Below are 13,788 nucleotides of genomic sequence, written 5' to 3'. Positions count from 1 at the left end.
TGTTTTTCCACAGGATTGCCGGGCCCCCTTGTCCCGACCGATCGTTCGGTTACTGTATCCACCGGGGGTGCGTCTGGTCCCCCGTATCGGAGCCCCGCTCGACAAGGAGTTGGTCAGCCGTGACCGCCGGACTCACCACCGCTCAGTTGACCGAGAAGCACCGCCCCACCCTGGATCAGGCGCTGGATGCCGTCCGCACGCGCGCCTACTGGTCCCCCTTCCCCGAGCACCCGAAGGCTTACGGCGCGGAGGGCGCCGTGCCGGGCAGCCTGAGCCCCGCCGAGGGCCAGGCCGCCTTCGAGGCGCTGCGCGGCACGCGCTTCGAGCTGGACCAGCCGGGCACGGACGGCTGGGCGGGCGCCGAGGTGTCGCCGTTCGGGATCGAGCTCGGCATCGAGTATCCGCACCCGGCCGTCGACGAGCTGCTGCCGGCGCTGCGCGCGGCGATGCCGCAGTGGCGCGAGGCGGGGCCGGAGGTGCGGGCCGCGGTCTGCCTGGAGATCCTCGCGCGGATCAACGCCCGCTCGCACGAGTTCGCCCACGCCGTGATGCACACCAGCGGCCAGGCGTTCATGATGGCCTTCCAGGCCGGCGGACCGCACGCCCAGGACCGGGGCCTGGAGGCCGTCGCCTACGCCTATGCGGAGCAGGTCCGCACGCCCGGCTCGGCCCAGTGGTCCAAGCCGCAGGGCAAGCGCGATCCCCTGGAGCTGCGCAAGGAGTTCACGGCCGTCCCGCGCGGCGTCTCCCTGCTCATCGGCTGCAACACCTTCCCCACGTGGAACGGCTTCCCCGGCTTCTTCGCCTCGCTCGCCACGGGCAACGCCGTCCTGGTCAAGCCGCACCCGCGCGCGGTGCTGCCCCTGGCCCTGACCGTGCGCATCGCGCGCGAGGTGCTGCGCGAGGCCGGCTTCTCGCCCGACCTGGTGGCGCTGGCCGCCGAGCGGGACGGCGAGGGCATCGCCAAGACCCTGGCCGTGCGCCCGGAGATCCGCATCATCGACTACACCGGCTCCACCGCCTTCGGCGACTGGCTGGAGGCCAACGCCCGCCAGGCGCAGGTCTACACGGAGAAGGCCGGCGTCAACACGGTCGTGCTCGACTCCACCGACGACTACAAGGGCCTCCTCGGCAACCTGGCCTTCTCGCTGTCCCTCTACAGCGGCCAGATGTGCACCACCCCGCAGAACTTCCTGATCCCCCGCGAGGGCATCGCCACCGACGCCGGGCACAAGTCCTACGACGAGGTGGTGTCCGACCTGGCCGCCGCGGTCGAGGGCCTGCTGGGCGACGACGCCCGGGCGAACGGCCTGCTGGGCGCCATCGTCAACAACCAGGTCAAGGAGCGGATCGACGCCGCCGCGCAGCTCGGCGAAGTCGCCCTCGCCTCCCGCACGGTGGCCAACCCCGAGTTCCCCGGCGCCACCGTCCGCACCCCGGTGATCGTGAAGCTGGACGGCGCCAAGCCCGACGCCGAAGCGGCCTACTTCTCGGAGTGCTTCGGCCCGGTCTCCTTCGCCGTGGCCGTCGACTCCGCGGCGGACGCCGTGGAGCTGCTGCGCCGCACGGTGCGGGAGAAGGGCGCGATGACCGTCGGCGCGTACACCACGTCGCCCGAGGTCGAGCGGCTGGTGGAGGAGGCCTGCCTGGAGGAGTGCGCCCAGCTCTCGCTCAACCTGACGGGCGGGGTGTTCGTGAACCAGACGGCGGCTTTCTCCGACTTCCACGGCTCCGGCGGCAACCCCGCCGCCAATGCGGCCCTGTGCGACGGCGCGTTCGTCGCGAACCGCTTCCGCACGGTCGAGGTGCGCCGCCCGGCCTAGCCCCGGTCCGGGCCCGGTCCTCCCCAGTGGAACAGCGCCATGGCGACGCTCGTGGCGAGGTTGTAGCTGGAGACCTGCGGCCGCATGGGGAGGGCGACCAGCCGGGTCGCCCTCTCGCGCAGCTCGGGCGAGATGCCGTGGCGCTCGGAGCCGAAGGCGATCAGCGCGTCGTCGGGCAGTGTGAGGGAGCGGATGTCGTCGCCCTCAGGGTCCAGTGCGTACAGCGGCCCGGGCGGGAGCTCGGGCAGCGGCAGCCGTTCGACGGCGGTGGCGTAGTGCAGGCCCGCCCCGGCGCGCACGGCGTTGGGGTGCCAGGGGTCCATGTCCCCGGTGGTGACGACGCCGGTGGCGCCGAAACCGGCCGCCAGCCGGATCACGGCGCCCACGTTGCCGAGGTTGCGGGGGTTGTCCAGAACGACGACGGGGGCCTGCCGGGGCGCCCGTGAGAGCGCGTCGAGGTTCGCCCTGCGGGCCGGCCGCACGGCGAGCGCGGCCACGCCGGTGGGGTGGATCCTGGGCACCAGCTCGCGCAGGGCCTGCGCCGGGATCTCCACCAGTCGCTCGGCGAGGACGCCCGTGAGGTCGTCGGCCAGCGCGGCGGCGAGCTCCAGGGCCGCCGCCTTGTCGCTGGTGACCGCGAGCCGTACCTCCGCGCCGAAGCGCAGGGCGTGCTTCAGGGCGTGGAAGCCGTCGAGCAGTACGGCGTCGGGGGCGTGCTCGCCCCACTGCCGCACGGCGGCAGCGGCTTCGTCCTCGGTCATGCCCTCAGCCTACGAGAGTCCGGGCGGCCGCTTCGTCGCCTTCGCGCTGCGCCGGAACGGGCTGCTTACGGGCCGGCAGCAGCCGGTCGCGGGCGCGGGCGGCGAGGGGGCCCAGACGGCGCAGGAAGGAGGTGGGGAGGAAGACCGCGTCGGCCACGATCATCGCGAGGGAGAAGAACGGCAGCCCGAGCAGGAGGGCGATGCCGAGGTGCTCCATCATCATCACGGCCAGCAGGACGTTCTTCACCCGCCGGTTGAGCAGGGTGAAGGGGAAGGCGACCTGCACGGCCACGGTGCCGTAGCTGAGCAGCAGCACGAGCAGTCCGCTGCCGGCGAGCGCGTGGGAGAGCTCGGGCCAGGGCGAGAAGTAGTCGAGGTGCAGCGGGTAGTAGAGCGCGGTGCCGTCCTGCCAGCGCGAGCCCTGGATCTTGTACCAGCCGGCCGTGGCGTAGATCAGGCAGACCTCGGCCATGATCACCAGCAGGCCCGCGTTGTGCAGCAGGTTGGCCAGGACGTCCAGGACGGCGCGGGGTTCGGGTGCGTAGCGCCCCGCGAGCCACCACAGGGCCTGGACGAGCCACAGGCCCCACAGCGCGGTGGCCCAGCCGATGCCGGGCAGCGGGCCGTGGTCGGTCCAGGACATCCGGGTTTCGCCGAGGATCTGCGCGGCGGCCAGCGCGAGCCCGCAGGCGGCCCACAGCACGATGCCCGTCACGTCCGGGCGGGCGGGGGCGCCGGCCTGCTTCGCGGCGCGGCGGGCGTCCAGCGACCAGACCCGCCCGCAGCGCGTGAGGATCAGGTAGAGGGCCATCAGGTGGATGACATTGTCGCCGCCGTCGCCGAGGAAGACGCTGCGGTTCTGCAGCGACAGCACGCCGACCATGGAGAGCACGGTCATGGTGCGGGTGCGCCAGCCCAGGGTCAGCAGGGCGGCGGTCACGACGGCGAAGGCGTAGACGGCCTCGAACCACAGGCCGCCGTCGGACCACAGCAGGGCGGTGAAGGCGTGGTTGTCGGCGGTCAGCCGACGCGCCATCTCCCAGCTCCACGGCCCGTCGGGCCCGTACATCTCGTGCCGGTTCGGCCATTCGCGCAGCAGGAAGACCAGCCACGTGAAGGAGAGGCCAATACGGATCACGGCCGTCTGGTGGGCGCCGAGGGGGCTGCTCGTGACGCGGTCGGCGGCGCGCGTGATCCGGGCGCCGAGCGGCAGGGTCGTGCTCATCGGTTCTTCGCCTCCGTACGGTCGGCGGCGGTGACCGGCCACCAGCCCAGCACCCGGTAGGCGGGCTTGGCCCCGCCCTTCTCGTCGCTCCAGACCGGCGGCGCGACCAGGGTGGTCACGGCGCGCACCTGGACGCGGCGGATGCTGCGCCCGTCCTGCTCGGGGCCGAGGCGGCCGACGACGATGCGCCGTATGTACTGCTCGGAGAGGTCGCCGCGCAGCCCGTTGGGCGCTTCCTTGACGTCATGGGAGTTGGTGTAGAAGTCCCAGGCCCGGCGCAGCTCGTTCTGCTGCGTGTGGCTGGGGAGGAGGTTGTGCCGGATGGCGGCGCCGTCCTTCGCGGTCAGGTCGGTCCAGCCGGTCACCGTGGTCCGCCCGTCGGGACCGGCGAGCTCGGCGCGGGCCTGCACGGCGACGTTCTGCTGGAGCGGGTTGGGAGCGAAGAACTTCCAGTTCTGCTCGTACTCGGGATAGATGTAGTCGTCTATCGCCGCCGCGTTCTGCTTGGTGACCGTGTTCGACGGCGCCACGTGCAGGAACACCATCGCCAGGTGCACCCCCGCCGTCACCGCGATCACCGCTGCGCCCGCCGCGACGACGAGGCGCGCGGGCAGGGACAGCCCCGCTAGGCCGCCGGCCCGCTCATGCCCGTCATCCGACTCCATGCCCCGCCCCGTTCCTGCGTCCTGCCTGTGCTGTGCACCCGAACGGTACCCAGGTCGTCCGGCGGGGCACAGCGCCCGGGGGTTATCCACAGGCTTGACACCCCTGGGCGGCCGCACCACCATTGAACCGAACGATCGGTCGGTCGGGCCGGTCGCAAGCGGGCGGAGAGGCAGGGGGCATGCCATGACGACGATGGCGCCGGACACAGGAGCCCGGGACACCGCGGGCTACGAGGCGGCCTTCGACGCCGCCGTGGCGGCCGACGAGCGCATCGAGCCGCGGGACTGGATGCCCGACGCCTACCGCGCCACCCTCGTCCGCCAGATAGCGCAGCACGCCCACTCCGAGATCATCGGCATGCAGCCGGAGGCCAACTGGATCACCCGCGCGCCCTCGCTGCGCCGCAAGGCGATCCTCATGGCCAAGGTGCAGGACGAAGCCGGCCACGGCCTCTACCTCTACAGCGCCGCCGAAACCCTGGGCACCGGGCGCGACGAGCTGCTCGACAAGCTCCACTCGGGCCGCCAGAAGTACTCATCGATCTTCAACTACCCCACCCTGACCTGGGCCGACGTGGGCGCCATCGGCTGGCTCGTCGACGGCGCCGCGATCACCAACCAGGTCCCGCTGTGCCGCTGCTCCTACGGGCCCTACGCCCGCGCCATGGTCCGCATCTGCAAGGAGGAGTCCTTCCACCAGCGCCAGGGCTACGAGCTGCTGCTCGCCCTGAGCCGTGGCACCGAGGCCCAGCACGCCATGGCGCAGGACGCCGTGGACCGCTGGTGGTGGCCCTCACTGATGATGTTCGGCCCGCCCGACGCCGAGTCCTCCCATTCGGCCCAGTCCATGGCCTGGAAGATCAAGCGGCACTCCAACGACGAGCTGCGCCAGCGGTTCGTGGACATCTGCGTCCCCCAGGCCGACTCCCTCGGCCTGACCCTGCCCGACCCCGGCCTCCGGTGGAACGAGGAGCGCGGGCACCACGACTTCGGCCCCATCGACTGGACGGAGTTCCAGGAGGTGCTCCGCGGCAACGGCCCCTGCAACGACCAGCGGATCGATCAGCGCCGGCGGGCCCATGAAGAGGGCGCATGGGTGCGCGAGGCAGCCGCCGCATACGCGGCCAAGCACGGAAAGGCGACGGCATGACGAACGCTGACTGGCCGCTGTGGGAGGTCTTCGTGCGCAGCAGGCGCGGCCTCGCCCACACCCACGCGGGCAGCCTCCACGCCCCGGACGCGGAGATGGCCCTGCGCAACGCCCGCGACCTCTACACCCGCCGCTCCGAGGGGGTCTCGATCTGGGTGGTGCCCTCCACCGCGGTCACCGCCTCCTCCCCCGACGAGAAGGACCCCTTCTTCGAGTCCGCGGCCGACAAGCCCTACCGCCACCCGACCTTCTACGAGATCCCGGAAGGGGTGCGGCACCTGTGAACGGCGAGCCCGTGACCGCTGTGGAAGCCCCCCTGGCCGCGGCCGCGCTGGCCCTCGGGGACGACGCCCTGGTGCTCTCCCACCGGCTGGGGGAGTGGGCCGGGCACGCCCCGGTGCTCGAGGAGGAGGTCGCCCTCGCCAACATCGCCCTCGACCTGCTCGGCCAGGCCCGCACCCTGCTCTCCCTCGTCGGCGACGAGGACGAGCTGGCCTATCTGCGGGAAGAGCGCGCGTTCCGCAACGCCCAGCTCGTCGAGCAGCCCAACGGCGACTTCGCCCGCACCATCGCCCGCCAGCTGTACTTCTCCACCTACCAGCACCTGCTGTACGGGCAGCTGGCCACGGCCGGCGGGCCGGTCGCACCGCTGGCCGGCAAGGCCGTCAAGGAGGTCGCCTACCACCGCGACCACGCCGAGCACTGGACGCTGCGGCTCGGCGACGGCACGGAGGAGAGCCGGGCCCGCATGCAGCGAGGCCTGGACGCCCTCTGGAGGTACACGGGCGAGCTCTTCGAACCCGTCGAGGGACTGCCGGTCGACTGGAGCGCCCTGCGCGAGGCCTGGCTGTCGGCGGTGACCGGCGTCGTCGAGCGCGCCACGCTCACCCTGCCCTCCGGCCCGCAGAGCGGTGCGTGGACGGCCGGGGCGGGCCGGCAGGGCATCCACACCGAGCCGTTCGGGCGGATGCTCGCGGAGATGCAGCATCTGCACCGCAGCCACCCGGGGGCGTCATGGTGACCGCGCCCACCGCCCTGGAGGAGCAGCTGCGCGCCCTGGCCGGAGCCGTCCCCGACCCCGAGCTGCCCGTGCTCACCCTGGCCGAGCTGGGCGTGCTGCGCGACCTGCACGTCACCGGCCCCGGCCGGGTCGAGGTCGAGCTCACCCCCACCTACACCGGCTGCCCCGCGATCGAGGCCATGTCCGCGGACATCGAGCGCGTGCTGCACGAGCACGGCCAGGCCGAGGTGTCCGTCCGCACCGTGCTCTCCCCCGCCTGGTCCACGGACGACATCACGGCCGAAGGGCGCCGCAAGCTCGCCGAGTTCGGCATAGCGCCGCCCCGGCCCACGGGCCCCGGCACCGGCGGGCCCGTCATGGTCGGCCTGGGCATCCGGTGCCCGCACTGCGGCTCCACCGAGACCACGCTGCTCAGCCGCTTCTCGTCCACCGCCTGCAAGGCCCTGCGCCGCTGCGAGGCGTGCCGGGAGCCGTTCGACCACTTCAAGGAGCTGTAGATGGCAGCGGCCCGCCACGGCGCCTTCCACCCCCTGCGAGTGGCCTCCGTCGACCCCCTCACCGACGACTCGGTCGCCGTCGCCTTCGCCGTGCCCCCCGAGCTGCGGGAGACCTACCGCTACGCCCCCGGCCAGCACATCGCCGTCCGCCGCCCCACCCGCGACGGCGGCGAGATCCGCCGTACGTATTCGCTGTGCGCCCCCGCGCCCTCCCCCGGGGCGCCGGGCCCCGCGGAGCTGAGGGTGGGCGTGCGGCTGGTCGACGGCGGCGAGTTCTCGACGTACGCCCTCAAGGAGCTGGCCGCCGGGGACACCGTGGAGGTGATGGCACCGGCCGGGCGGTTCGTGCTGGAGCCGCGCGCCGGGCACTTCGCCGCGATCGTGGGCGGCAGCGGGATCACCCCCGTGCTGTCCATCGCCTCGACCCTGCTGGCGAGGGTGCCCGAGGCCCGCTTCTGTCTCATACGCAGCGACCGGACCGCCGCCTCCACGATGTTCCTGGAGGAGGTCGCCGACCTCAAGGACCGCTTCCCCGACCGCTTCCAGCTGGTGCACGCGCTCTCCCGCGAGGAGCAGCAGGCCGGACTGCCGTCCGGGCGGCTGGACGAGGAGCGGCTGGCCCGGCTGCTGCCCGCGCTGGTGCCGGTGGAGGAGATCGGCGGCTGGTTCCTGTGCGGGCCCTTCGGCCTGGTGCGGGGTGCGGAGCGGGCGCTTCGCGGCCTCGGGGTGGGGCGGGAACGCATCCACCAGGAGATCTTCCATGTGGAGTCCGGTGCCGCCGTGGAGTCCGGCCAGGCCGCTCCCGCCGGCTCGCCCGCGCACAGCACGGTGACCGCGAACCTCGACGGGCGCGGCGGCAGCTGGCCGGTGCGGGAAGGGGAGTCGCTGCTGGAGACGGTCCTGCGGAACCGGCCGGACGCGCCCTACGCCTGCAAGGGCGGGGTGTGCGGGACGTGCCGGGCGTTCCTGGTCAGGGGCGAGGTGCGGATGGACCGGAACTTCGCACTGGAGCCGGAAGAGATCGAGAGCGGCCATGTGCTGGCGTGCCAGTCGCATCCGCTGACGGAGGAGGTGGAGCTCGACTTCGACCGCTGAGCGTTCCCATTTGCCGCCCACCGCCCTAGATTGACGGACCATCAGATTTGATGGGCCGGACAACAGGCGCGGGAGGTCGGCGGCAGTGGACTTCACCTTCACCGAGGAACAGCAGGCGGCCCGGGAAGCGGCGCAGGCCGTCCTCTCCGGGGTCTCCCCCGACGGCGTGCCCAGCCCGGTCCTCTCCCGGGGCCCGGTCGCGGAGGACTTCGACCGCGCGCTGTGGCGCAGGCTGGCAGCCGCCGATCTGCTGAGCCTGACCGTCGCCGGCGAGTACGGCGGGGCGGGGCTCGGGCCGATCGCCCTGTGCCTGGTGCTGCGCGAGGCGGGGCAGGTGCTCGCCCGGGTGCCGCTGCTGGAGTCCGGTGCGACGGCGCTCGCGCTCAGCACGCACGGCGGCCCGGCCGGGGCGGCGATCCTGCCCGCGCTCGGGCGGGGCGAGCTGGTCGCCACGGTCGCCTCCAGCGGGCGCACGGGGCACGATGCGGCCGAACTCGCGGTCGGCGCACGGCCGGTGGCCGGGGCGGGCTGGGTGCTCGACGGCGTCCAGACGGCCGTGCCGTGGGCGCAGTGCGCCGATGTGCTGGTGATCCCGGCGCAGATCGCGGACGGTCATACCGGTGACCGCGCCGACGGCCACGCCGACAGCCACGGAGACAGCCACGGAGACGGCCACGGAGACGGCCGTTCCGTGCTCGGGATCGTCCCCCGCGATCACCCGGGGGTCGGTCTGGCCGGGCAGGTGTCCACCAACGGCGAGCGGTACGCCGAGGTGCGGCTCGACTCCGTAGGACTCGACGACACGCAGGTCGTCACCGTCGAAGGGGCCTGGGGGCGGCTGCGCGAGCTGCTCACCGTCGGGACGTGCGCGCTCGCGCTCGGCGTGGGGACGGCGGTGTGCCGTATGACCAGTGCGTACACGGGGAAACGGGAGCAGTTCGGCTTCCCGCTGGCCACGTTCCAGGCGGTGGCCGTCCAGGCCGCCGACCGCTACATCGACCTGCGGGCGATGGAGGCCACGCTCTGGCAGGCCGCCTGGCGGCTGGAATCCGGGGCGGGCGGGCCGCTCCCGGCCGCCGCCGACCTCGCCGTCGCCAAGGTGTGGGCTTCGGAAGGGGTGCGCCGCGCGGTGCAGACCGCGCAGCACCTGCACGGCGGCTTCGGCGCCGACACCGAATACGCCCTGCACCGCTACCACGCCTGGGCCAAACAGCTGGAGCTGTCCCTCGGCCCCGCCGCGGCCCACGAGGAGGCGCTGGGCGACCTGCTGGCCGCCCACGCGCCCGACGACCACTAGACCGGGGCTGCTAGATCACGGTGCCGGGGGTGCCGTTGCCGGCCACGACCGGGCGGCCCGCGGCCTCCCAGTCCTGCATGCCGCCCGCGACGTTCACCGCGTCCAGGCCCTGCTGCACCAGATAGGCGGTGACCTGCGCGGACCGGCCGCCGGAACGGCAGATGACATTGATCCGGGCGCCGTCGGGCGCCTTCTCCGTCAGCTCGCCGAAGCGGGCCACGAAGTCGCTCATCGGAATGTGCAGCGCGCCCTCCGCGTGGCCCGCCGCCCACTCGTCGGCCTCGCGGACGTCCAGCAGAAAGTCTTCGGGAGAAAGGGCGTCGACGCCGACCGCGGGAATACCGGAACCAAAGCTCATGCCCACGACGCTACCCGACCAGCTCCCGCAGATGCGCCTCGCGCTCCGCGACCTGGGCGCGCAGGCCCTCCGCGATCTCCTCCAGCAGACCGTCCGGGTCCTCCGGCGCCATCCGCAGCATCGCGCCGATCGCCGAACCCTCCAGCTCGGCCGCCAGCTCCGACAGCATCTCCTTGCGCCGCGCCAGCCACTCCAGGCGGGCGTAGAGCTCCTCCGCCACGTCCAGCGGGCGGGGCTCCGGCGGCGGGCCCGCGGCCCACTCCACCGCCAGCTCCCGCAGCAGGGCCTCGTCGCCGTCCGCGTACGCGGCGTTGACCCGCACGATGAACGCCTCGCGGCGCACCCGCTCGTCCTCGTTCCGCGCCAGGTCCGGGTGCGCCTCGCGGACCAGCTCCCGGAAGGCCTTGCGGGCCTCGTCGCTCGGGCGCACCCGGCGCGGCGGGCGGACCGGCTTCTCCGTGAGCATCGCCTGCGCCTCCGGGGAGAGGCCTTCCGAGTCCAGCCAGCCGTCGAAGAGCTGCTCCACGCCCGGCAGCGGCTGCACCAGCGCCCGGGCCTCGCGGGCCCGGCGCAGATCCTCGGCGTCGCCGCTGCGGGCGGCCACGGCCTCGGCGATCTGCGCCTCCAGCTCGTCGAGCCGGGCGTAGACCGGGCCGAGCCGCTGGTGGTGCAGGCGGGAGAAGTTCTCCACCTCCACCCGGAACGTCTCCACGGCGATCTCGAACTCGATCAGCGCCGTCTCGGCCGTGCGGACGGCCTTTTCCAGGCGGGAAGTGTCTGCTTCCGGATTCATCACCCGACCAGCGTAGTTCCCTCCCGGAGGGTTCCCCGGCCGCCTCGGCCCGCGCCCCGTTTTGTGCCGGGCGGCCCGGCCCTCGCCCTTGTCGCCGGGCGACCGGGTCGCGGCCCGGCGGGATTTTCTGCCTGCGGGCCCCGCCACGGGCGGGCCCCCACCGCGGCCCGCTGCCGGCGGTACCCGGTCGGCAGCGGGTCGCCCGGCAGCAGGTCGTCCGGCACCGCCGGGATGCGCCGTCTCGGTTGCTCGCCGTCGCGGCGGGAGTTTTTTGCCTGCGGCTCTCGCCTCGGGGGCCGGCGTGCCCTGAGGCCCGCGGACCTGGCCCCGGACCTGGCCCCGGACCCGGCGTCGGACCCGGACCCGGACCCGGACCCGGCGTCGAGCGCCACGCCCGCGCCTCGCCCGCGCCTCGCCCGTGCCACGCCCCACGCCTCGCGCCGCGCCCCGCGCCCCCCGCCTCGCCCGCGCCGCGCCCCGCACCCCGCGCCCCGCCCGCTAGACGCCCGCCTCCGCCGCTATTCGGCCCGTTCGGATTGCCTTCGTCAAAGCCTCGTGGTCTGCTTCCGTTTGGTTTGCATAGGTATGGGCGAAATCTGCTACGGCCTCGTCCAGGGCTGTGGACTTGCCGCAGTAGGCCGCTATCAGGCGGGGGTCCGCGGTGTGGGAGTGGGCGCGGGCCAGGAGGGCGCCGGTGAGGCGGGCGTAGTCGTCCAGCTCGTCGGGGGTGAGGGCCGCCGGGTCGACGCTGCCCTTGCGGTTGCGGAACTGGCGCACCTGGTACGGCCGGCCCTCGACCGTCGCCCAGCCCAGCAGCACGTCGCTGACGACCTGCATCCGCTTCTGGCCGAGCACCACACGCCGCCCCTCGTGCCCGTCCGGCGGCAGGCCGAAGCCGGCCTTCTCCGCGTACGGCAGCAGGACCGAGGGCCGGGCCTCCTTCACCTGGAGGACGAGCGGCTCGCCACGGTGGTCCAGGAGCAGCACCACGTACGAGCGCAGCCCCACGCTTCCGGTGCCGACGATGCGGAAGGCCACGTCCTGCACCTCGTACCGCGCCGTCAGCGGCAGCAGGTCCTCCGGGAGCGTGCCGAGGTAGTCGCCGAGGGCGAGGGCGACCGCCCCCGCCTCGCCGTCCGGCAGCCGGCGCAGCACCGGCGGGGCGTCCACGAAGCGCCGCCCGTCGTCGGTCTTCTCCGTGGCCTTGGCCGCGAAGCGGGCGCTCGTGTTCCGCCGGGCCTTCTCCGCGACCCGCTCCAGCGTGCCGATCAGCTCGCGGGCGTCCGCGTGGGAGACGAGCCGCTCGTCGGCGATGGCGTTCCAGGCCTCCGCGACCGGCATCCGGGCCAGCAGCCGCATCGTGTGCCGGTAGGAGCCGGCGGCGTCCCGCGCCGCCGCCCGGCATGTCGGCTCGTCCGCGCCCGCCTCCCGCCCGGCCAGCACCAGCGACGCGGCGAGCCGCTTCACGTCCCACTCCCACGGCCCGCGCAGGGTCTCGTCGAAGTCGTTGAGGTCGATGACGAGTTCGCCGCGCGCGTCCCCGTAGAGCCCGAAGTTGGCGGCGTGGGCGTCTCCGCAGATCTGGGCGCCGACCCCGGTCACGGGCGAGTCCATCAGGTCGTGGCCCATCAGCCCTGCGGACCCGCGCAGGAACGCGAAGGGGGACGCGGCCATCCGGCCGACCCGTATCGGCGTGAGCTCCGGCAGCCGCCCCGCGTTCGACGCCTCCACCGCGGCGACCGCGTCCGGCCGGCGCGGCCCGGCGGTCCACTCCGCGTGCGCGGACCGCGGCACCCGCTCCCGCAGCGCCTTCCCCTCGGCCTTCGGCGACCCGCCCTCCGCCTTCGGACGCGCGAACCCCGGCACGTACGGCAGTCGCGACATCGCGACCCACCTCCCCCTTCGCATGGGCCTTCCCGGCTGCCGAGAACCTACCCAAGGGACGCCGCCCGAGGACCTCCGCCCCGGCCCGCGCACGGCGTGGCCGGATCGTTGCCGTACGCCACCGCGCCCCCTTGACCTCAAGCAAAGTCGAGGTTCGATGATGCGATCACAAGCCTCACACCGGCTACGCGGGGGAGAGAGCGAGAGAACCCATGACCAAGGAATCCGGCTTCTACTCGATCATCGACTACACCGTCGACGGGCCCGAGACGCAGCGCGCCCTCCTGAAGGCGTTCACCGAGATCCAGAAGACCTGGGTGCGCTTCCACCCCGGATACCGCTCGGCCCAGTTCCACCTCAGCACGGACGGCACCCGCGTCGTGAACCTCGTCCACTGGGCCACCGAGGCCGACTACCGCAACTTCGTGGAGAACTCCGACACCGACGGCCGCATGGCCGCCATCCGGCAGGCGCTGGAGAACCTGCCCGGCAAGGCCGAGATCAACATGCCCGGGGCGCCGACCTACCTCGCCTACGAGGTCACGCCCGGGCCGCGCCCGTAGCGCCTCCCACGGCAAGTTCCAGCGACTGCTTGACCGTTCGCAGCGCAGCCGACACGGCCGCGGGAGGCACGGACCCCGCCCCCGCGGCCTCCCTGGCCTCCCGGGTCTCACGGGTCTCCCGGGTCTCCCGCGCCGTGGCGTAGCCCAGCACCTGGGCTATGCCGAGGGCGCGCAACGCCTCGTCGCCGCCGACGGCTTCGGACTCCCCCAGCATCTGCCGCGCGGTGGACTCCAGCAGCACGCCGGCGACCGCGGCCAGCGCGGACGGCGGCAGGGCCTCTTCGAGCATCGCGGCGACGGACACCGCATCCGGCGCGGCCGCGGCAGGAACCTTCCGCTCGGACGCCGGGGCGGACGCGGCAGAAGCGGCGTGCGCAGCAGGAGCAGCAGCAGGAGCGGCAGCAGGAGCAGCAGGCGTCTCGCGCCAGGACCTCAGCGAGCCGTAACGCGCCAGGCCGTCATGCAGGGCGGCCGCGAAAGTGGACCCCAGACCGGGCCCCGTCATCTCTTCCTTCGACGCTCGCACCGACGCCTCCTCGAAGCCACGGGCACCGCAGCGGGCGCCCTCGCGGATGAGCGGCAGGGCACACGCGGAACACCCCCGACGCATAGCGCGAACGTAGCAAACCGACCAGTTTGTATGTCAAGGATGTACG

The 13,788-nt window shown here is 73.5% G+C and carries 15 protein-coding genes; 8 read left to right on the top strand and 7 right to left on the bottom strand.

The window, feature by feature from the left end; translation table 11 throughout:
- Positions 1-119: 119 nt before the first annotated feature.
- The gene (gene paaN, locus AS857_RS34405; protein ID WP_058047398.1) at positions 120-1,823 is read left to right on the top strand and encodes a phenylacetic acid degradation protein PaaN; all 1,704 of its coding nucleotides are present in this window, start codon (positions 120-122) and stop codon (positions 1,821-1,823) included.
- On the opposite strand, the gene AS857_RS34400 is transcribed toward paaN, so the two are convergent.
- The 3 genes from AS857_RS34400 to AS857_RS34390 are packed head-to-tail and all read right to left on the bottom strand — an operon-like array spanning position 1,820 to position 4,474.
- The gene (locus AS857_RS34400; RefSeq protein WP_058047397.1) at positions 1,820-2,584 is read right to left on the bottom strand and encodes a TrmH family RNA methyltransferase; all 765 of its coding nucleotides are present in this window, start codon (positions 2,582-2,584) and stop codon (positions 1,820-1,822) included. The two genes, paaN and AS857_RS34400, sit on opposite strands and share 4 nt — an antisense overlap.
- Before the next feature lie 4 nt (positions 2,585-2,588).
- Entirely contained in the window at positions 2,589-3,809 is a 1,221-nt protein-coding gene (locus tag AS857_RS34395; RefSeq protein WP_058047396.1) for an HTTM domain-containing protein, read from the bottom strand.
- Positions 3,806-4,474 (bottom strand): DUF5819 family protein, encoded by a 669-nt coding sequence (locus AS857_RS34390; protein ID WP_058047395.1) that lies wholly within the window; start codon positions 4,472-4,474, stop codon positions 3,806-3,808. Before AS857_RS34390 ends, AS857_RS34395 begins: the two co-directional genes overlap by 4 nt.
- A 184-nt stretch (positions 4,475-4,658) precedes the next feature.
- Here AS857_RS34390 and paaA point away from each other — a divergent pair, with 184 nt between their 5' ends.
- The 6 genes from paaA to AS857_RS34360 all read left to right on the top strand — a co-directional run bounded on the left by paaA (position 4,659) and on the right by AS857_RS34360 (position 9,534).
- Positions 4,659-5,624, top strand: coding sequence for a 1,2-phenylacetyl-CoA epoxidase subunit PaaA (gene paaA, locus AS857_RS34385; RefSeq protein ID WP_058047394.1), 966 nt, complete (start codon positions 4,659-4,661; stop codon positions 5,622-5,624).
- Positions 5,621-5,908 carry a 1,2-phenylacetyl-CoA epoxidase subunit PaaB gene (gene paaB / locus AS857_RS34380; RefSeq protein WP_058047393.1) on the top strand — a complete coding sequence of 96 codons (288 nt, stop codon included), beginning with the start codon at positions 5,621-5,623 and terminating at the stop codon, positions 5,906-5,908. The genes paaA and paaB overlap by 4 nt, the downstream gene beginning before the upstream one ends.
- A gap of 11 nt (positions 5,909-5,919) precedes the next feature.
- Positions 5,920-6,645, top strand: coding sequence for a 1,2-phenylacetyl-CoA epoxidase subunit PaaC (gene paaC / locus AS857_RS34375; protein WP_058047559.1), 726 nt, complete (start codon positions 5,920-5,922; stop codon positions 6,643-6,645).
- Positions 6,639-7,142 carry a 1,2-phenylacetyl-CoA epoxidase subunit PaaD gene (gene paaD / locus AS857_RS34370; protein ID WP_058047392.1) on the top strand — a complete coding sequence of 168 codons (504 nt, stop codon included), beginning with the start codon at positions 6,639-6,641 and terminating at the stop codon, positions 7,140-7,142. Before paaC ends, paaD begins: the two co-directional genes overlap by 7 nt.
- Entirely contained in the window at positions 7,143-8,237 is a 1,095-nt protein-coding gene (locus AS857_RS34365) for a 2Fe-2S iron-sulfur cluster-binding protein (protein WP_058047391.1), read from the top strand.
- A gap of 85 nt (positions 8,238-8,322) precedes the next feature.
- Complete coding sequence (locus tag AS857_RS34360) at positions 8,323-9,534, top strand: acyl-CoA dehydrogenase family protein (protein WP_058047390.1); 1,212 nt, start codon at positions 8,323-8,325, stop codon at positions 9,532-9,534.
- Positions 9,535-9,544: 10 nt separating this feature from the next.
- Here the strand turns inward: AS857_RS34360 and AS857_RS34355 are convergent, their stop codons facing one another.
- The 3 genes from AS857_RS34355 to AS857_RS34345 form a co-directional block, all read right to left on the bottom strand.
- The gene (locus AS857_RS34355) at positions 9,545-9,892 is read right to left on the bottom strand and encodes a rhodanese-like domain-containing protein (RefSeq protein ID WP_058047558.1); all 348 of its coding nucleotides are present in this window, start codon (positions 9,890-9,892) and stop codon (positions 9,545-9,547) included.
- A gap of 10 nt (positions 9,893-9,902) precedes the next feature.
- Complete coding sequence (locus AS857_RS34350; protein WP_058047389.1) at positions 9,903-10,685, bottom strand: J domain-containing protein; 783 nt, start codon at positions 10,683-10,685, stop codon at positions 9,903-9,905.
- Positions 10,686-11,183: 498 nt separating this feature from the next.
- Entirely contained in the window at positions 11,184-12,593 is a 1,410-nt protein-coding gene (locus AS857_RS34345; protein WP_058047388.1) for a DUF2252 domain-containing protein, read from the bottom strand.
- A gap of 188 nt (positions 12,594-12,781) precedes the next feature.
- Between AS857_RS34345 and AS857_RS34340 the strand changes: the two genes are divergently transcribed.
- Positions 12,782-13,132 carry an antibiotic biosynthesis monooxygenase gene (locus AS857_RS34340; RefSeq protein ID WP_058047387.1) on the top strand — a complete coding sequence of 117 codons (351 nt, stop codon included), beginning with the start codon at positions 12,782-12,784 and terminating at the stop codon, positions 13,130-13,132.
- On the opposite strand, the gene AS857_RS40530 is transcribed toward AS857_RS34340, so the two are convergent.
- Positions 13,110-13,658 (bottom strand): hypothetical protein, encoded by a 549-nt coding sequence (locus tag AS857_RS40530; protein ID WP_173864871.1) that lies wholly within the window; start codon positions 13,656-13,658, stop codon positions 13,110-13,112. The two genes, AS857_RS34340 and AS857_RS40530, sit on opposite strands and share 23 nt — an antisense overlap.
- Between the last annotated feature and the right edge of the window lie 130 nt (positions 13,659-13,788).

The organism is Streptomyces roseifaciens (genome assembly GCF_001445655.1).
Classification (GTDB): domain Bacteria; phylum Actinomycetota; class Actinomycetes; order Streptomycetales; family Streptomycetaceae; genus Streptomyces; species Streptomyces aureoversilis.
Note: the sequence above shows the minus strand (reverse complement) of the source record. Positions and strands in the feature narration are given on the sequence as shown.